Origin of the sequence: Lacrimispora xylanisolvens, from assembly GCF_002934545.1 — a bacterium.
Classification (GTDB): Bacteria; Bacillota; Clostridia; order Lachnospirales; family Lachnospiraceae; genus Lacrimispora; species Lacrimispora xylanisolvens.
The window spans coordinates 320,072-338,437 of record NZ_PTJA01000005.1 but is presented as its reverse complement, the minus strand read 5'-3'; the positions used below and the strand labels follow the sequence as shown (position 1 = coordinate 338,437).

General features: G+C 42.4%; 21 protein-coding genes, 1 tRNA gene and 1 pseudogene. 19 read left to right on the top strand and 4 right to left on the bottom strand.

Annotated elements, in window-relative coordinates; genetic code table 11:
* Positions 1 to 81: 81 nt before the first annotated feature.
* Positions 82 to 591 (bottom strand): GNAT family N-acetyltransferase, encoded by a 510-nt coding sequence (locus BXY41_RS11925; protein WP_104437059.1) that lies wholly within the window; start codon positions 589 to 591, stop codon positions 82 to 84.
* Between the two features lie 184 nt (positions 592 to 775).
* Here BXY41_RS11925 and BXY41_RS11920 point away from each other — a divergent pair, with 184 nt between their 5' ends.
* From BXY41_RS11920 to BXY41_RS11910, 3 genes are read left to right on the top strand one after another with little or no spacing between them, the layout of a single operon-like run.
* Positions 776 to 1,147 (top strand): GntR family transcriptional regulator, encoded by a 372-nt coding sequence (locus BXY41_RS11920; protein ID WP_104437058.1) that lies wholly within the window; start codon positions 776 to 778, stop codon positions 1,145 to 1,147.
* 5 nt (positions 1,148 to 1,152) lie between these two features.
* Entirely contained in the window at positions 1,153 to 2,001 is an 849-nt protein-coding gene (locus BXY41_RS11915; protein ID WP_104437114.1) for an ABC transporter ATP-binding protein, read from the top strand.
* On the top strand, positions 1,998 to 2,651 hold the full coding sequence (locus BXY41_RS11910) for an ABC-2 transporter permease (RefSeq protein WP_104437057.1): 654 nt from the start codon (positions 1,998 to 2,000) through the stop codon (positions 2,649 to 2,651). The genes BXY41_RS11915 and BXY41_RS11910 overlap by 4 nt, the downstream gene beginning before the upstream one ends.
* Positions 2,652 to 2,822: 171 nt before the next feature.
* Here the strand turns inward: BXY41_RS11910 and BXY41_RS11905 are convergent, their stop codons facing one another.
* Complete coding sequence (locus BXY41_RS11905; RefSeq protein ID WP_170072325.1) at positions 2,823 to 3,833, bottom strand: AraC family transcriptional regulator; 1,011 nt, start codon at positions 3,831 to 3,833, stop codon at positions 2,823 to 2,825.
* A gap of 116 nt (positions 3,834 to 3,949) precedes the next feature.
* Here BXY41_RS11905 and BXY41_RS11900 point away from each other — a divergent pair, with 116 nt between their 5' ends.
* A complete protein-coding gene (locus tag BXY41_RS11900; RefSeq protein WP_104437055.1) occupies positions 3,950 to 5,128 on the top strand; it encodes an MFS transporter in 1,179 nt (392 codons plus the stop codon).
* Positions 5,129 to 5,197: 69 nt separating this feature from the next.
* Positions 5,198 to 5,650 (top strand): GyrI-like domain-containing protein, encoded by a 453-nt coding sequence (locus tag BXY41_RS11895; RefSeq protein ID WP_104437054.1) that lies wholly within the window; start codon positions 5,198 to 5,200, stop codon positions 5,648 to 5,650.
* A gap of 45 nt (positions 5,651 to 5,695) precedes the next feature.
* On the opposite strand, the gene BXY41_RS11890 is transcribed toward BXY41_RS11895, so the two are convergent.
* Positions 5,696 to 6,706, bottom strand: coding sequence for a hypothetical protein (locus tag BXY41_RS11890; RefSeq protein ID WP_104437053.1), 1,011 nt, complete (start codon positions 6,704 to 6,706; stop codon positions 5,696 to 5,698).
* 89 nt (positions 6,707 to 6,795) lie between these two features.
* The gene (locus BXY41_RS11885; protein ID WP_104437052.1) at positions 6,796 to 7,023 is read right to left on the bottom strand and encodes a hypothetical protein; all 228 of its coding nucleotides are present in this window, start codon (positions 7,021 to 7,023) and stop codon (positions 6,796 to 6,798) included.
* Between the two features lie 326 nt (positions 7,024 to 7,349).
* Between BXY41_RS11885 and BXY41_RS11880 the strand changes: the two genes are divergently transcribed.
* The 14 genes and pseudogenes from BXY41_RS11880 (at position 7,350) to selB (ending at position 18,365) form a co-directional block, all read left to right on the top strand.
* Positions 7,350 to 8,105 carry a hypothetical protein gene (locus tag BXY41_RS11880; RefSeq protein ID WP_104437051.1) on the top strand — a complete coding sequence of 252 codons (756 nt, stop codon included), beginning with the start codon at positions 7,350 to 7,352 and terminating at the stop codon, positions 8,103 to 8,105.
* Positions 8,106 to 8,122: 17 nt separating this feature from the next.
* The gene (locus BXY41_RS11875) at positions 8,123 to 8,950 is read left to right on the top strand and encodes a MerR family transcriptional regulator (RefSeq protein WP_170072324.1); all 828 of its coding nucleotides are present in this window, start codon (positions 8,123 to 8,125) and stop codon (positions 8,948 to 8,950) included.
* 96 nt (positions 8,951 to 9,046) lie between these two features.
* On the top strand, positions 9,047 to 10,525 hold the full coding sequence (locus BXY41_RS11870; RefSeq protein WP_104437049.1) for a UbiD family decarboxylase: 1,479 nt from the start codon (positions 9,047 to 9,049) through the stop codon (positions 10,523 to 10,525).
* A 40-nt stretch (positions 10,526 to 10,565) separates the two neighbouring features.
* Positions 10,566 to 11,294, top strand: a complete 729-nt coding sequence (locus tag BXY41_RS11865; protein WP_104437048.1) for a DUF554 domain-containing protein — start codon at positions 10,566 to 10,568, stop codon at positions 11,292 to 11,294.
* A 4-nt stretch (positions 11,295 to 11,298) separates the two neighbouring features.
* Positions 11,299 to 11,880 (top strand): UbiX family flavin prenyltransferase, encoded by a 582-nt coding sequence (locus BXY41_RS11860; RefSeq protein ID WP_104437047.1) that lies wholly within the window; start codon positions 11,299 to 11,301, stop codon positions 11,878 to 11,880.
* On the top strand, positions 11,867 to 12,262 hold the full coding sequence (gene lpdD, locus BXY41_RS11855) for a prenylated flavin chaperone LpdD (protein WP_104437046.1): 396 nt from the start codon (positions 11,867 to 11,869) through the stop codon (positions 12,260 to 12,262). Before BXY41_RS11860 ends, lpdD begins: the two co-directional genes overlap by 14 nt.
* 153 nt (positions 12,263 to 12,415) lie before the next feature.
* Entirely contained in the window at positions 12,416 to 12,832 is a 417-nt protein-coding gene (locus BXY41_RS11850) for a YjdF family protein (RefSeq protein WP_104437045.1), read from the top strand.
* A gap of 101 nt (positions 12,833 to 12,933) precedes the next feature.
* Positions 12,934 to 14,169, top strand: a pseudogene (locus BXY41_RS11845) (endonuclease Q family protein); the annotation flags it as partial.
* Positions 14,170 to 14,204: 35 nt separating this feature from the next.
* Positions 14,205 to 14,474: an endonuclease III domain-containing protein gene (locus BXY41_RS27200; protein ID WP_242980174.1), complete on the top strand. Its 270-nt coding sequence runs from the start codon at positions 14,205 to 14,207 to the stop codon at positions 14,472 to 14,474.
* A complete protein-coding gene (locus tag BXY41_RS27195) occupies positions 14,471 to 14,827 on the top strand; it encodes an endonuclease III domain-containing protein (RefSeq protein WP_242980173.1) in 357 nt (118 codons plus the stop codon). Before BXY41_RS27200 ends, BXY41_RS27195 begins: the two co-directional genes overlap by 4 nt.
* Positions 14,811 to 15,623: an aminoglycoside phosphotransferase family protein gene (locus BXY41_RS11835; protein WP_170072322.1), complete on the top strand. Its 813-nt coding sequence runs from the start codon at positions 14,811 to 14,813 to the stop codon at positions 15,621 to 15,623. Before BXY41_RS27195 ends, BXY41_RS11835 begins: the two co-directional genes overlap by 17 nt.
* Before the next feature lie 31 nt (positions 15,624 to 15,654).
* Complete coding sequence (locus BXY41_RS11830; RefSeq protein ID WP_104437043.1) at positions 15,655 to 16,131, top strand: LURP-one-related/scramblase family protein; 477 nt, start codon at positions 15,655 to 15,657, stop codon at positions 16,129 to 16,131.
* 192 nt (positions 16,132 to 16,323) lie between these two features.
* Positions 16,324 to 16,417, top strand: a tRNA-Sec gene (locus tag BXY41_RS26750).
* A gap of 73 nt (positions 16,418 to 16,490) precedes the next feature.
* Positions 16,491 to 18,365: a selenocysteine-specific translation elongation factor gene (selB, locus tag BXY41_RS11825; protein ID WP_104437042.1), complete on the top strand. Its 1,875-nt coding sequence runs from the start codon at positions 16,491 to 16,493 to the stop codon at positions 18,363 to 18,365.
* The last annotated feature ends 1 nt before the right edge of the window (position 18,366 follow it).

Genomic DNA, 18,366 nt, shown 5'->3' with positions numbered 1-18,366 from the left:
CCTGAAGTCAGTTTAGAAAAAAGGATACACAGGAAGGGGTTACATCATACCTCAAAGCCTGTGTATCCTTTTTTATTTTGGCTATTCATCCTGTTTTTCAAGTGATAATTCATATAAACAGGCACTTAAACCGTCTTCTACGTGAATTTCCCGTTTTAAAGTAAATCCACATTCACGATATAACTTATTTAAATATTCTCTGTCTCCATAACAATCAAGTCTAAGGTAATTTTTACACTGGGATATTGAGTGTTTCTTAATCAATTCTATTATCTCTTTCGCATATCCTTTTCCTGTATAGTCATCTTTGATTACAAGTTTATGTATATAATAAGCAGAATCCTTATTTTCATCATTATTCCAAAATGAGCGGTCACTCTCTACTAATACAAATCCGCCTGTTACCTCTTTATTTTCCTGTGCAATAAACATTTCACAGTTAATATATTTCTTTAAAAATTCCTCCTTAGATAAGTATTCAGGATTCCACATAGGCTTTCCGATTTTAATAAGCCAATTTGCTTTTTCACGCAATAGCTCAAGTAATACTTCAATTTCTTCTTCTGCAATTTTACTGATACATAGATTCATTTATATTTTCTCCTTCCTGGGTTTAACGAAACTTATTATAGCATAATTTACAAAACTACACACATCTTTAGTATCTGCTGGATAAATAATCTATTTTATAAATATATTTCAAGTGTAATAAACAGTATATAACAGTTGACAACAGTAATGTACTGTTATATACTGTTTATCAAGGAGGGGTGAAATGAAAATAATAATAAATAATTCATCCATGCAGCCCCTGTATGACCAGATTACGGAGCAGATTAAGAGCGGTGTTATGCAGGGAACGTTAAAAGAAGGAGAAAATCTGCCATCGGTGCGTACTCTGGCAAAAGAACTGCGCATCAGTGCTTTAACAGTTAAAAAGTCATATGACATTCTGGAACAGGAGGGTTTTATTGTCACTGTTCATGGAAAAGGAAGCTTTATCGCTTATGCCAGCCAGGAATTCATGCTGGAAGAAAAGAAAAAAGAGGTTGAGGCCGAACTGGAGTCGGCAATCCGTAAGGGCAGAAGCTGCGGAATGAAGGATGAGGAACTGACGGATTTGTTTTATTTGATTTTGGAGGATTAAACATGTTGTTAGAAATGGATAATATTCAGAAAACGTATGGAGATTTTACACTGAACTGTTCTCTTAAACTGCAGTCAGGATATATAACCGGACTGATTGGAACCAATGGTGCAGGAAAAACCACGTTGTTTAAATCGGCTCTGGGACTACTTACCTTAGATCGGGGTGAAGTGAAGATATTTGATAAGCCGTTCAGTCAGCTGTCCCTGAAGGAAAGACAGGATATGGGAGTGGTTCTGGCAGACTCTGGATTCAGCGGGTATTTAACAATTCAGGATATTGCCAGAATTATGAAAAATATGTATCAGTTGTTTGATCAGGACCGGTTTTTTAAAAAATGCAGAGAATCTGGTCTGCCCCTGAATAAGAGGGGAAAGGATCTTTCTGCAGGAATGAAGGCCAGAGTGAAAGTGTTGGCTGCCATGTCTCATGAGGCCAGACTGCTTATACTGGATGAACCTACCGCGGGACTTGATGTCCTTGCCAGAGAGGAGCTGCTTGATTCTATTCGGGAGTATATGGAGCCGGGAGACCGGTCTATTTTGATCAGTTCCCATATTTCAACGGATTTAGAGCAGCTTTGTGATGATCTTTATCTGATTGATCATGGAAATATTGTTTTGCATGAAGAGACGGATGTACTTTTAGGAAGTTATGGTCTTTTGAAAGTAACCGAAGAACAAGAACAGAAGTTGGATAAAAGATATATTCTTCGAAGGAAAAAAGAAGCTTACGGATATCGTCTTCTTACGGATAAAATTGGATTTTACCGGGAAAGCCAGCCGGAGATTGTAATGGAAAAGGGAAGTGTTGATGAAGTGATTACCATGATGATAAGGGGGGAACGGTTATGAAAGGGTTGTTGATAAAAGATTTACTTTTGTTGAAAAACCAGCAGCGTTTTTTTCTGCTCATCTTCTTTATGTCAGCAGGAATGCTGCTGGTAGGTGTTAATTCTGTTTTTGTGATTAATTATGTGACTTTAATTTTTACCATGTTCACACTAAGTTCCATCAGCTACGATGAATTTGACAATGGATATGCTTTTTTATTCACCCTTCCAATTACAAGGAATCAATATGCAGCGGAGAAATATGTATTCGGATTTGTGACGGGAGGTTCCGCCTGTATTATTGTGACCGTAATTGCACTTATCATGAATTTTGTGAGAGGAGGAGCAGGCACGCTGGAACTTTTGATTACGGCGCTTTTGTATCTTTTTATGTCCCTCTTGTTCATGGCTGTAGTAGTTCCGGTCCAGCTGAAATTCGGAACAGAAAAAGGTAGAATTGTTTTGATTTTTATAATCGGATTAATCTTTGCCGCAGGATTCATTGTGGTGAAGGCGGCAAAGACTTTTCAATTGGATTTATCAACCGTGATTGCAGCTTTAACGTCGTTTGCAGCAGGGCCAGTCATAACAGTTCTGCTTTTGATCAGTCTGGCAGCAGTTTATGGATCTTATCTTATTTCTGTCAATATCATGAAGAAAAAGCAATTCTGACAGAAACTGGATTATTAAGGCATAAAAAGGGGAAGATAAGAGGAGAAAGTGCCGGAGCGTAGTACAATGAATCTTATTCTTCTTTTCATGGCATGGATGCCGATTTTGGTCGGATCCATGGGAATTGGCTTAATATCCTATTATTTTTATAAATGGGCAAAAGGGATCCGATTAGTCAGATACCGGTTGGCAGGTGAAATCTGTTTTATCCTGGTTCTGTTGTATTTCCTGCTCTTTTTTATCAGTGTTCTTTTTGGAAGAAGCCTGACCGGTATCATTTTTTTTTGTATTTGCCTGCACAAAAGCGGATCTGTGGCGGCCGGGGGTCATGTGATATTCCCGTTTGTATAGCCGGTCGAAATAGCTGGTGCTTTCAAAACCGGTGCTTTCTGCGATATCAGTGATGGAACGGTCTGTGTGAAGAAGCAGGGTTTTGGCTTGAGTTAACCGGTATTTATTTAAATATTCAATTGGAGAGAGAGGTACGGAACACTGGAAACAGCGGAGTGCCTCTCTTTTGCTGACTCCCACCGATTGGGCGATGTCTTCCAGAGTCAGTCTCTTTTCATAGTTCTGCTCAATAAAATGGGTCATTCGTTTGAAACGGGCCTGGGAAAGGCGGTTGACCCCTGCGTTTTCCATGGTGGCAAATTCGTCCCTGTGTAAATACAGGATGGACCAGATTTGGCAGACCAGTGCATGTGCATGAAGCTCCCAGGTTGCTGTCTGATCTTCGCATAGCTTGTACAGATCTGTCAAAATGGAAAGTAAATGGCTTTGCCATGGATTTCTCCCTCTTAAAACAAAGTGGGATATGCCGGAAAATAAAAAGGGAGCAATGAATTTTTCATAAATAGTGCTTCCTTCCCGGGCTATAAATTCCGGAGCAAACAGTACGTTTGGTATAATTGCGGTTCCGGTTGATAAAAAGCGGTGCATAACACCGGAATTAATAAAGACACCGTCGCCGGGTTCCAGTATGTAATGAATGTTTCCGATGGAACAATGTACCATTCCTTCGTTCACAGATACCAGTTCAAATTCCCGGTGCCAGTGCCAGTCAATGCAGCGGTTGTCAAACTTTCCAACATCTTCGTAGTAGTATTGAAACGGAAAGTCTGCAAAACCATGGGAGACCAGCTCCATCATGGATTCGTCGGTCAGTATTTTTGTGCTTTGCATAGAGCGTTCTCCTTTTTGTGATCGGCTAAATTGTACCATAAGCTGGCGGTAAATTGCAAGATTTGAATTGTCAACTGCAGTATAATACAATCATATTACAGGGGAGGGCCGAATACGTGAAGGAAAATTATAAAAGTACTGTTTATGCCTGCTTTCTAAGCTATATTGTCCAGGCGATTGTCAATAATTTTGTGCCGCTTTTGTTTCTGCATTTTCAATGGGAGTATGGAATATCACTATCCAGAATTACGCTTCTTGTTACCGTAAATTTTGGTGTTCAGCTGCTGGTGGATCTTTTATCGGCTGCGGTGATAGATCGGGTGGGATACCGGATTTCCATGATTACCGCACACCTTATGGCTGCAGCAGGACTGATTCTTCTTACCGTTTTGCCGGGAATTGTTTCTGCTTCCTGGGTTGGGCTGCTGCTGGCAGTTATTATCTATGCCATCGGCGGCGGGCTTTTGGAGGTACTTGTCAGTCCCATTGTGGAAGCATGTCCCACAGATAATAAAGAAAAAGCCATGAGTATGCTCCATTCCTTCTATTGCTGGGGGCATGTGGGAGTTGTTCTGATTTCAACCTTATTTTTCCGGTTATTCGGAATCGGAAACTGGAAGATACTGGCGGTTTTCTGGGCAATTGTGCCGGCTGTATGCATGGTTTTATTTTTCCGTGTGCCCATTGCTTCTCTTTCAAAAGGGGAGGAAGGAATGTCCTTTGCCGCATTAATTGGAAACAAGCTGTTCTGGGTCTTTTTGCTTCTTATGGTCTGCTCGGGAGCAAGTGAACAGGCAGTCAGCCAGTGGGCATCTGCCTTTGCGGAAGAGGGGCTGGGGGTAACGAAGACCATTGGAGATCTGGCAGGTCCCATGCTGTTTGCACTTATGATGGGGATATCAAGAGCTGTCTATGGACAGTATGGGGAAAGATGGGAACTGAAAAAAGTCATGGCTGCCAGCGGTGTTCTTTGTATGGCATCTTATCTTTTGATTACCTGTGCTCCTAATCCGGTACTGGGACTGATTGGATGCGGACTTTGCGGCTTTTCAGTGGGAATTATGTGGCCTGGGACGTTTAGCCTGGCCGCTGCTTCCATTCGGGGCGGAGGCACTGCCATGTTCGCATTCCTGGCTCTGGGGGGTGATCTTGGATGCTCGGGAGGACCAACCCTCGTTGGAATTGTATCGGGATTATTTGGCAGCAATTTAAAAATCGGAATTTTTTCTGCCATTATCTTTCCGCTTATTCTGGTAATCGTTCTTATGAGGTTTTTTGCGGTAAAAAGGGAGTAATAGTGACAGTCAGCTGTCATGTTATCTTTGTTATAATTTTCTTCATAAAATCGAAAAGAGGAAAATTAAATGACGTATGAGTTAGTAGAGTTAAAAGATATGATGGTGGCTGGTCTGTCAGCAAGAACTAATAATTATGCGCCGGATATGGGAAATGTAATCGGCGGTTTGTGGGCGCAGTTTATGGGTGCTTATTCTTCGGTATTGTATAAGGCTAATGAAAAGACATTGGGGATTTATACGGAGTATGAGGGAAGAGAAACTGAAGATTACAGCGTACTGGCTGCATGTGAGGTTAAGAAAACGGAAGGACAGCCAGACGGGATAACAATCAAAACCATACCGGCCGGAACGTATGCAAAATTTACTGCAGAGGGAGAGGGTAAGGAGGCAGTCGCAAAAGTGTGGCAGAATTTGTGGAATATGGATCTGTCAAGATCATTTGTATGTGACTTTGAGGAGTACGAAAAGACAGAAGAGGGGCGTTGCCGGATACATATTTATATTGGCTTAAAAAATTAAAAAGCGGAGGAAGCAGTTCGTTTATGAACCACTTCCTCCGCTTTTTTAATATACCACTTCCTCAAACCCCTCCGTGGAAGGAAAGGCAATTGCCACCGTTTGTCCCGGATTTTTATAATCCAGATCCACACTCATATCCAGTCCCATGGTCTCTCCATCCTCGTTAATAGTCATGGAGATCAGGATCTGTTCTTTGGAAAAATATCCATCCGGATTGATAATTGCTTTTCCGGTCACGCCAGTGATTTTGTAATCCGAATCGGAAAGTGTAGGCCATACTTTATCGTAAAATTTGGTTAAATACTGTTCCAGACCGTCTGCCTCAGTGGTATAAAACATGACACTGTTTCCGTCCTGATCCTGTGCGATCTGTACGTTGTCTAAAAATCCCCAAAACTGTCCGGTAAGACCTCCAAGAGTGAGATGTTTTGTCATATCTTCATATCCGATTTTCATCTTAAACTTTCCGCTGTCTTTGGAATTGGAGTAATAACAGCCCCCGGTATAAAAGGAGCTCTCAACCTTTTCCATACCCAGAGTCTTCACCGTGCTGTTGGATAAAAACTCCATGCTGGGTGTGTTAATATCGTGGTATTTCATCTGCATATTCATAATAACCGGAATCTGCAGCCAGTCGTAATATAAATTCATGGCAATATCAGCGTTGATATCCTGCCCTGGTAAAGAAGAACTTTTCTTATCCGCATCCTGGTAAAGAAGCGCTCCCTTTTTCTTCATCTGAACGGCTACGGAAGGGTTGGCCGCTCTTAAGCGTACGATGCCATCCTCAGTCCATGCGCCGTCTTCATTCACAGTACGGCCATCAGGAGTCATGGTATTGGTTACCAGGATTCCGTCTTCATTAAAATAGTAGCACTCTGCCATTCCGTCTTTATCAGAATCGATCCACTTCCAGGCAGATGCTGTATAGGTATGATCGTCTTCCTTCCACCGCCAGCCATCGGAACCCTGTTTCCAGGTTCCAGCCATTGCGGTAGATGCAACAGAGATTGACAGAAGTGAGGCAGCAACAAATACTTTGATTAGTTTTTTCATGCCTTTACTCCTCCTGTTTTGCCATTGAAACGATAACTGTTTCATGGCCTGAAAGTATTCTACCATAACTTTCCAGTAACAACAACCTGCTATTTTAAAGATGATTTCAATTGTTCTATCAGCTCAAGATCTGAGGCTTTCAGCTTCATGTTGGTAGTCAGTGTTTTCCCTTCTGGAGATGTGACACGGATTTCTATCATGGATCCTTCCTTTAAAGCACTTTCCGAAGCTGCTTTTAAGAATAAGGGGAATTTCGGGTGATTGTCCTTAAAGATACTCCAGGCCTCTTTCAGCTGCATAAGGTTCATGAGGTTCATATGGTAAATCCTTTCTGATTCTAAATTGATAAGCACATCCTAGCATAAAATGGGCGGCGAGTCAAATCAGGAAGAGAGCATATCACCGGCTCATTTTTCGTACTATCATGCTAATTTTGGAACCTAACTTGTATAATTTCGTCCTATTGGTTGAGTATTTGCAGGAAACATGGTATAAGCTTAAAGGATATAATTATTAATATTTGTAACTTTTTCAACGGCATTCCCTTGTGTTTGCCATGATAAGTATTATATAATAAAGCCAAAGTAACATTCTCTAAACGTATACTTGCGCTGTTTTGCTTATTTCAAAGGAGAATATATTTATGACTAAAAAGGAATTAACAAGAGAGATTATCGGAAATGTTTTAATACCCATGGGTTTTGTCTCTGGTGAAAATATAAATAGCTGCTGGTTCATAAGAAAATTTAAAAACAGTAAGGGAGAGACAGCAAGAGTGGTGGTTGAGTTTTACACCAGGGGATGGGATAAGAGGCTGTTTATGGTTATTAACTCTTATTCAGGCAGATGCAGCAGTTATGGGATTGAGGATATTGTGCCGGACAGCAGTGAGAATGGCTTTCCATGTGCCACTTTAAAAGAATATAAGCTAGCTATTGAAGCATATGCCGATATATTGAAACAATATGGACGGGATTTTTTTAAGAAAATTTCCAAACCGCCTTTGGAAAATGATTATTTCAGGGAAGAAGATGATTTCAGGCTGTTTAAAGAACACGATTTGCTGGCTCAAAAATTTTTAACAGAGCATCAACTGGATATATCACAAATGAAAGCAGAAGATGCGATTCAGATAATAAAGAAAATTATTCTGGAAAAGCAGGGGGAGTCCTTTGAACATTGCCGGAATACGATTCTGGAATTATCCGCGTTTTATGGCAGAGTGCTGGGAAACAGCCATAAATGCAGATGGGTCATGCATAATTGCAGAACACATTTTACCTGTACTCTGAATTTTTACTCCAAGTCAGGTCCTTCGTTATCCTTACATAAGGATATTTCCATGGCATGGAAGGATGGTGTGGACAATCTGGATTCTTTAATAATTGAATCATTGTAATGGAGGGGGAGCGCATTATGGGAGATGAAATTGTCACAATCAGTGAGATGGCGAAGCTGCATCACCTTACCCGCCAGACGCTTATTTATTATGATCATATCGGGCTATTAAAGCCTGTTTCCATCAACGAACACGGTTACCGGTTTTACAGTGTTTTTCAGATCCCTGTTTTAAGGGAAATCTGTCTGTTAAAAAAATTTGGGGTGAAGCTGGAGGATATTAAGAAAAGCTTTGAAAACCGCAGCCCTGATTCCGTGATCCATCTACTGGAATTGCAGCAGGATTCGGTTGATAAGCAGATTGAGGAACTGAACAGAACCAGGATGCATTTAGAACAGAGAATTCGGTTTTATGAAAGTCTTCATGAAGAGCATCCCATTAATACTCCCCATATCAGGGAGATCGGACCCAGAAAGGTACTGTTTGTCCCGTTCCCTTCCGAACCATGTAAAGATGTTCTTCACCTCACATTGATGAAAGCCTGGAATCTGCTTTTTGACTGGGGGACGATGCCTTCCAGCGGATTCGGCACGCTCATCCGGTGCAATCAGTTTCAATCGGAGAATTTATACAAAGGCGCAGGAATTTTTGTAGTACTTCCTGCTGCAGAATATGACATTCCAGGGGTTGAGGAGATTCCAGGCGGAACATTTGCCTGTATGTACAAATATTCATTTCCTTATTTTAAGGAAGATTTTTATACACTAAAAAAATGGACAGAGTCCGGCAACTATGAGATTACCGGAGATGCTCTTGATTTATGTCTTTTGGATACTACATTTTACAACTCCGAACATGAGGTGGATTACTGCTGCCTGCAGATTCCGGTGAAAAAAACTACATAATATAACAAGTTTCATAAAAATCCTCTTGACTGTATAGCCGCAATATAGTGCATAGTATACTTATCGGCCGATCAACGATGAAAGGAGGATTTTTTTATGTCAAAAATTAAAGTGAATGATTTGCGTTCATCCCTGGAGCTTTTGGCGTCAATTCCGGGGCAGCTCATTGAAACTGATGTCGAAGTTCATCCTCATGCGGAACTCTCCGGCGTTTACCGCCATGTGGGTGCCGGCGGTACCGTTATGCGCCCCACAAAAGAAGGCCCTGCTATGGTATTTAATCAGGTAACCGGTCATGAGGGGGCAAGAGTGGCAATTGGATTACTGGCAAGCCGGAAACGAGTAGGGTATTTGCTGAATGAGGCACCGGAGCGTTTAGGGCACATGCTAAACGAAGCGGTGAATCACCCCATAAAGCCAGTGGTTATTGATCAGAAAGAAGCAAAATGCCAGGAAGTGGTTCATTACGCCACCGATTCTGATTTTGATTTACGTAAATTGGTTCCAGCGCCAACCAATACAGAAGAAGACGCAGGACCTTATATAACATTGGGAATGTGTTACGCCTCAGATCCGGAAACAAAGATTTCTGATGTTACCATTCACCGCCTGTGCATTCAGAGTAAGGATGAAATCTCCATGTACTTTGTACCAGGTGCCAGGCATTTAAGCGTTTTCCGTGAAAAAGCAGAGGCAGCTGGGAAACCCCTCCCCATCTCCATCAGCATCGGCGTGGATCCTGCCATTGAAATCGCTTCCTGCTTTGAACCGCCTACAACTCCTCTGGGTTTTAATGAGCTGGAGATTGCCGGGGCGATCCGCAAGGAGCCGGTGGAACTTACTCCCTGTATTACCATAGATGAAAATTGCATTGCCAATGCAGAATATGTAATAGAAGGGGAACTCCTTCCCGGAGTGCGGGTAAGAGAGGACCAGAATACCAACACGGGAAAAGCCATGCCGGAATTTCCAGGTTATACAGGCCCTGCCAACCCGGAGCTTCCTGTTATTAAGGTAAAAGCAGTGACCCACAGAATCAATCCCATCATGCAGACCTGTATCGGACCAAGCGAGGAGCATGTAAGCATGGCGGGAATTCCAACCGAAGCCAGCATTATTCAGATGGTGGAAAAGGCCATGCCTGGAAAGCTGTTAAATGTATACTGTGCGTCAAGCGGCGGCGGAAAATATATGGCTGTTCTTCAGTTCTGTAAAAAGATTCCCAGTGATGAGGGAAGACAACGCCAGGCTGCACTGCTTGCGTTCTCCGCATTCAGTGAGTTAAAGCATGTATTTCTTGTTGATGAGGATGTTGATCCTTTTGATATCAACGATGTTATCTGGGCGATGAATACCCGTATGCAGGGAGATTCCGGTATTATATGTATTCCGGGAGTACGCTGTCATCCGCTGGATCCCTCCAATGATCCCTCTATCTCACCTTCCATAAGAGATCATGGAATCGCCTGCAAGACCATCTTTGACTGTACCGTTCCATTTGATCAGAAAAGCCGTTTTAGCCGGGCGAAGTTTATGGATGTAGATCCTTCCCACTGGGTGCCGGATATTAACTAGATTGTTACTGGATTTTTACTAAAACATAAGAGGAATACATATGCCAATCGGAGTAATTGTTAACAGTCTGGCAGTGCTGACAGGCGGCGCTGCCGGAGCTTTATTAGGAAATAAAATACCTGGTCATCTTCGTGATAACCTCACGTTGATCTTCGGAGTCGCTTCCATGTCCATGGGAATCGCTTCAATCGTAAAACTGACCTACCTTCCTGCCGTTGTGTTTGCGGTAATCATTGGAACTGCAATCGGTGAACTGATTCATTTGGAATGGGGCATCACAGCTGCAGCCCAGAAGGTACAGGCGCCTATTTCAAAGATGTTTTCCGGAAAAGGAACCGGGTTAAGCCAGGAGGAGTTCATGCAGAGGCTTGTCAGCATCGTCGTCCTGTTTTGCGCAAGCGGAACCGGCATATTTGGCGCGTTGCAGGCGGGAATGACTGGAGATCATACGATTCTGTTCTCCAAGTCAATTCTTGATTTTTTTACAGCTGGTATTTTTGCAGCAAGCCTTGGATTTATTACGTGCACCGTATGCGTTCCCCAGTTTATTGTACTTTTAACGCTGTTTCTCAGCGCTTCTTTTATCATGCCCATGACAACAAAGGAAATGCTCAACGATTTTACCGCATGCGGCGGCATTTTAATGCTGGCTACCGGCCTTCGTATTTCAGGGATTAAATCATTTCCCATAGCAAATATGCTGCCTGCCATGGTACTTGTCATGCCGTTTTCCTATTTCTGGTCTCATGTAATTTTGAGACTGTTATAAGCCTATGGAGAAGAAACGGATCATACTTGCTGTCAGTGGGGCCAGTGGCGCCCCACTGGCAGAGGTTTGCTTAAAGGAACTTAAAAAGATACCGGAATATGAGACTCATCTGGTGATCAGCAGAGGCGGCGAGGAGACGATCTTACATGAGACGGATCTGTCGATGGAAGAATTTACAGGACTGGCAGATGTGTGTTATGACTGCAAAAATATTGGTGCTTCCATAGCCAGTGGTACCTTTCGGACCGAAGGGATGATCGTGGTTCCCTGCAGTATGAAGACAGTGGCAGGAATCGCAAACGGTTACTCTGATAATCTGCTGCTTCGGGCTGCAGATGTGACAATAAAAGAAAAACGCCGTCTCATATTAGTGACAAGAGAAACTCCACTCAGCCAGATTCATTTAAGAAATATGGAGTATTTATCCGGCGTGCAGAATGTTACCATACTGCCTCCGGTTATTTCTTATTACAGCAGACCAAAGTCTCTGGAGGACGTAAACTTTCATCTTGCATGTAAAATTCTAGATGCTGCAGGGATTTTTATTCCCGGATTCAAGAGGTGGGAATCCAATGATAACGCTTAAAAAAGTAGTGGATCAAATCAGCATCCAATGTGACGTCATACCAATGGGAGAGGATCTGACGGTATTGCTGTACGGCGGAGATCTCCCTCATATTGGCAGTACCGTTCTGTCAATTCCAAGAGCCAGCCTGACAGGAGACGGATTAAGCACGACTTCATCCGTCTTAAACTGTCTGGGTCATAAAGACGATGTACTGGCAAGGCTCTTCGCGGAAAAAATCGCGGTCAGATCCAATCATACCACAGTCTGTATCTGCGGAATTCATGTGGACGGACTAAGCAGCGATGGGATAAAAGCAATTTATGATGGCTGTCTTCTTCTGCTGGATGAAGTGCTGACCGTTATTGGAAATGAAAATCTTTTATTCTCTTCACAGAAATGATATAATTAAGAAAGCAAAGATAAAAACACAGCCCATGGCATCTGCCATGGAGATCCGGTTGGTAGTCCGGACGGAAACGGTTTTTCATCGTTTCTAAGTAGCCCTCCTCCTGGTCGTCCGTTCTTTGTGGAAACAAGAATAGGAGGAATTGTTATGGACAAGGTTTCGGTTGGATTTTCAGTATTTTTTGAGGAGCCCTTTTGGGTGGGCATTCTGGAGCGGGAAGTGGATGGAAAACTGTTTGTAAGCAAAGTCACATTCGGCCCGGAGCCCAGGGATTATGAGGTAAATGAGTTCCTTCTTAAGAATTACTACAGGCTGAGGTTTAGTCCGGCTGTTGAAGCTGCTGTAAAAGAAAGTAGTAAGAATCCAAAACGGATTTTGCGGGAAGTCCGCAGGCAGATCCAAAACACAGGAATCAGTACGAAATCCCAGCAGGCGCTGAAATTGCAGCAGGAAGAAGGAAAACTGGAGCGGAAGCTTTTATCCCGGGAAGCAAGGGAGGCAAAAGCACAGCAAAAGTTTGATCAGAAACAGCAAAAGAAAAAGGAGAAGCACAGGGGCAGATAATGCCCCTTTCTCTATGGAAAAAAACAGGAAGAGATTGCTTATTGCGTGAGGATGGGAAGCAGGGTATAATCGATTCTATATTGACAAAAGCAGGTGAAAGAATGTACATAGCAGATTTACATATCCACTCCAGATATTCCATGGCAACCAGCAGGGACTGTACACCGGAGCAGCTGGATCTTTGGGCCAGACGAAAAGGAATCGGGATTATCGGTACTGGTGATTTTACTCATCCGGCATGGCGGGCAGAGTTAAAAGAGAAACTGATTCCGGCGGAGGAAGGGCTTTATGTGTTAAAGGAAGAGTACCGTCTGGAGGGAGAAAACTCCTTCGGTTCCCTGATCCCCCGCTTTGTTATTTCCGGAGAAATCAGTTCCATTTATAAAAAGAACGGAAAGACCAGAAAGGTACACAGCCTTCTTCTCATGTCTGGACTGAAAGCCGCAGAGGAGCTCTCCAGAAAGCTTGAGGCTGTGGGCAATATCCGTTCGGATGGCAGACCCATCTTAGGACTTGACTGCCACGATCTTCTGGAAATGATGCTGGAATCAGATCCCAGGGCGGTTTACATCCCCGCGCATATCTGGACGCCCCATTTCTCCCTGTTCGGAGCATGTTCCGGCTTTGATACCATAGAAGAGTGTTTCGAAGATCTGACTCTTCATATACATACATTGGAAACCGGACTTTCTTCTGATCCCTCCATGATCTGGAGTATATCGGCGCTGGACCGTTTTCAGCTGATCTCCAACTCCGATGCCCATTCTCCTGCAAAGCTTGGCAGGGAAGCCAGCCTTTTGGATATAGAACTGTCCTTTGACGGACTTTCTCATGCTTTAACCAGCGGCAGTGGATTAATGGGAACCATTGAATTCTTCCCCGAAGAAGGAAAATACCACCACGACGGTCACAGAAAATGCGGGATCTGCTTTTCACCTTCTGAGGCAGAACAGCATTCCGGAAGGTGCCCGGTGTGCGGTGGAAAACTGACCATGGGAGTATCCAACCGGATTAAGCAGCTGTCTGACCGGAGTGAGGGCTTTGTATTACCCCAGGGTAAGCCATTTGAGAGTCTGGTTCCGCTGCCGGAGGTGATCGCTGCCTGCCTGGGATATTCTGCAGCAAGTAAAAAGGTCCAGAATCAGTACTTTGAACTGCTGCGTGGGCTGGGATCAGAATTTAATATATTAAGGGAGGTTCCCCTGGAAGACATCAGAAAGTGTTCAGATCCCATGATTGCAGAAGGGGTGAGCCGGCTTCGGAAAGGAAAAGTGGAACGAATACCAGGCTATGACGGGGAATACGGAATCATAAAGCTGTTTGATCCTGATGAAATTTCCACTGGAAAAAAGAGAGGAAAGGGCTAAAACAGATGACAGAAGATAACATTGATGCAATTCTTAAAAAGCTGGATGACGTATACGGAGTTACCAAAGAAGGGTTTTATCATGAACAGCCCTGGCAGCTGCTTGCAGCGATTATGCTTAGTGCTCAGAGTACAGATAAGCAGGTAGAAGAAGTGCTGCCTGACTTTTGCAGGCGGTTTCAGACTGCTGCCCAGCTGGCAGACGCTCCTCTGGAAGAGATTGAGGCTTCCATCCGTTCCATTGGCCTTTATAAGAATAAAGCGAAGAATTTATGAAATGCTGTACTCAGATTGTAAATGAATATGGCGGTGAGGTTCCGTCAGAAATAGAGGATCTGTTAAAACTGGCGGGAGTAGGACGGAAAACAGCCACTCTGTTTCTTGCCGATGCGTATGAAATTCCGGGAGTAACGGTAGATACCCATGTTTTCCGGATATCAAGACGGTTAGGCTGGGCAGAGGGAAAGAATCCGGTAATTGTGGAACAGGAACTTCAAAAGGTATTACCGGAGGAACACTGGAACCGGATTAATTTTCAGTTGATTTATCATGGAAGAGAGGTCTGCACAGCCAGAAAGGCCAAGTGCGAAGAATGTATTTTGGGGGATTGGTGTGAGAGAAGAATTTAATCATGAAAAGATCGCTTTGAAAAAAGGGAATGTATCAGAAGTATTCAGTGATGGCAAGGTGGTTTACAGAGACTTAAAGCCACAAAGTAAATCCGTTCACAGACTGTTATTGCATCTGGAAGAAAAAGGGATCGGGTTTACACCTCGTTTTCTTGGAATGAATGAGGATAATATGGAGATGTTAAGTTTTGTAGAGGGTGAAACAATTGATGATTATCCCATACAAAACGAGATCAGTAAGAAAATCGCAACGGTTCGGATGGCAGCGGAAATGCTTAGAAAATTCCACGATGGTACTGTTGATTTTATACAGAATCCGGATGATATCTGGTTTTTAGAATATAAAGGCGGATTACAGAAAGAAGTGATCTGCCATAACGATTTTGCACCGTATAATGTTACATTTCAAGATTTAAAGCCCATAGGGTTAATTGATTTTGATACGGCATGTCCCGCACCAAGGATCTGGGATGTTGCCTATGCAGTTTACCGATTTGTGCCTCTTAGTGAAGAAGTATATGATATAAATACCAGACAATATCGCAGATACAGCAAATCAACAGACAGTCTGGAGAGGAAACTTCTGCTTTATGAATTTCTTGACAGCTATGGCATGAGGAATGCTTTAGAGGTTCTGCAGACTCTGATTCATCGGCTGCAGGATCTTGTAACGCTTTTTGATGAGGAATGCAAAAAGGGAAGTGAACCGTTTATTAAAATGAAAGAATCAGGACATCAACAGTTTTATATCCGTGAGATTACGTTTATAAAAGAGAATATGGCTGATTGGATATAGGGATTGAAAGAATATGAAAGGAGAATAAACAATGAAGTTAATGTTTAAACAACGCTTTTTTTCCTGGTTTGACAGTTATGATATTTATAATGAAGAAGGTGGCTGCGTTTTCACAGTCAGCGGAAAACCTGCCTGGGGGCACAAGCTGGAAATCTATGACAGAAACGGCAGTCATCTGGCTACTTTGAAAGAGCAGATATTCACATTTCTTCCCCGGTTTTATATCATTATAAACGGGGAAACCGTTGGAACAATTACAAAAGAATTTACTTTTTTCACCCCCTCATTTAACATCGACTGCAATGGCTGGGAGGTAAAAGGTGATTTTTTTCAATGGGATTATTCCATATATTCCAGAGAAGGGCGTGTTGTGGCACAGATAGAAAAACAGCTGTTCCGTTTTACGGATACTTATATTATTGATGTAGTAGAAGAAGGGGATGCTCTTTTGGCATTGATGGTGGTTCTGGCCATTGATGCAGTTAAATGCAGTCAGAATAAAAACTAGAAAATGCAAAAAACACAAGTGATTTATGGCTTGTGTTTTTTGTTTTATATGTATGTTTTTTTGACGAGTTTTTAGAAAATATAAAAAAAATAAATAAAGTGAGCCTGAAATATAAAAAATACCTTGTTGATATAGTACAAAAATATAGTTATAATGTAAAAGAAGATTGTAGACAATCTACAATTCATGAATGGAAGCAGAGAGGTAACTGGTGTGCCTACCGGTCTTCAAAACCGTGTTGCGGCTTGTAGTCGTGGGTGGGTTCGATTCCCATATGCTTCCGCCAAAAATAATTTACATTTACATAAATTGCGCCTGGAAGGTTAAAAAAATAACAATATTCTTTTTGGGAGGAATAAATGGACAGCATAGTTGTAGGGACGGCGGGGCATATCGATCATGGCAAAACAGCATTGGTTAAAGCGCTGACAGGCCATGATACGGATACCCTTGCGGAAGAAAAGAAAAGAGGAATTTCAATTAATCTTGGATTTACCGGCTTTCAGCTTCCTAACGGACGTACGCTTGGAATTGTTGATGTTCCAGGGCACGAAAAGTTTATTAAGAACATGCTGGCCGGCGCCACGGGCATTGATGCTGCTATGATCATTATTGCGGCAAATGAAGGAATTATGCCACAGACAAGAGAGCATATCGACATCCTCAGCTACCTGGGAATACAAAAATTTCTGATTGTTCTGACGAAGATTGATCTGGTTGAGGAGGATTTTAAGGAGCTGGTAATAGAAGATATCCGGTCGTTTATAAAGGGTACCTTTTTAGAAGGAACTAAGATCGTGGAAGTTGATTCTGTCAGCAGGACAGGTTTTGATATGTTAATATCCGAGCTTGAGACCCTGACTTCAGATATCCGGGAACGCAGTTTCACGAAAAAACCCCGAATGAATATAGACCGGGTTTTTTCTGTTAAAGGATACGGAACCGTAGTTACCGGTACTTTGATGGAAGGTATCTTAAGAACAGAAGATGAACTGATGGTTTATCCTCAGGGAATTCTTACGAAAGTCCGGAATCTTCAGGTTCATGAGCATAACGTGGATTTAGCATACGCCGGACAGAGAACGGCAATCAACTTATCCAATATAACGGTGAATGAATTAAGGAGAGGAAATACAGTTGCTGCAAAGGACGGTGTATACATAACCGACAGGATTGATGTGAGATTTTCCATCGTTAAATCCACAAAGCTTGAAATCGGTAAATTTTATAAGCTGAAGTTATATACCGGAGCGTCAGAGGAAGTGGCGAGATTTGTACCCATCACCCATAAAAAAGTGAAGGCTGGAGATGAAGGCTATGCTCAGATTCTGCTGGATCATGAAATCGCTGTTTTAAAGGGTGACCGGTTTGTATTAAGAACGATTTCTCCGGTCACAACCATCGGCGGCGGAGTCATCATAGATCCGAAAGCGCTGAAATATAAAAATGATCCCGGGGAACGGCTGCGGTCGCTTCAGATAAAGGACTCAGCCTCTGACAAGGAAATTGTAGAAGAATATATTAAAAACAATCCATTTTCTGATTTTTCCAAGATCTCTGCTTTTTTAAATAAAGACATAAAAGAAGAAGAACTGAAAGAGCTGGAAGAGGAAGAAATTATTTTATCAATAGAAAAGCAGTATATCCATATGGAATATCTGGCCCATTACAGGTACATGCTGGAGGCAGTTTTAAGGGATTACCATAAAAATAACAGATTGCGAAAAGGAATTCCCAAGGCAGAATTACTGGAAAAGCTTGATATATCCAATAAGAAGCAGTGTGAGACCATGTTAAAATATCTGGCTGCAAAAAACCAGGTAAAGCTGGAACAGAATCTGGTTTCGTGCTGTGATTTTGAACCGGTCCTTACAGAAGGTCAGAAGAAAATCAGAGATGAATTGAAAAAACGGGTTATGGAAAACGGATATACACTGTTAACGGCAGCGGAGCTTACGGAGAATAGGAAAGAAAGACAGCAGGTACTTGAATTTATGCTCCAGAGTGATTTCCTGGTATTACCCGGACAATTTATTCTGATGGAAGCACAGTATAAAAAGGCCAAAGATTTGGCAGAAAGTCTGTTTTTTGAAAAGGGCATAATAAAGCTTCCGGATTTCAGGGATTCCATCGAAACCAGCAGAAAGTTTGCATTAATGCTTCTGGAACGGTTTGATCAGGAACGATTTACCAGACGTGAGGGAGAGGACAGGGTATTAAATACTAAAAAATAAA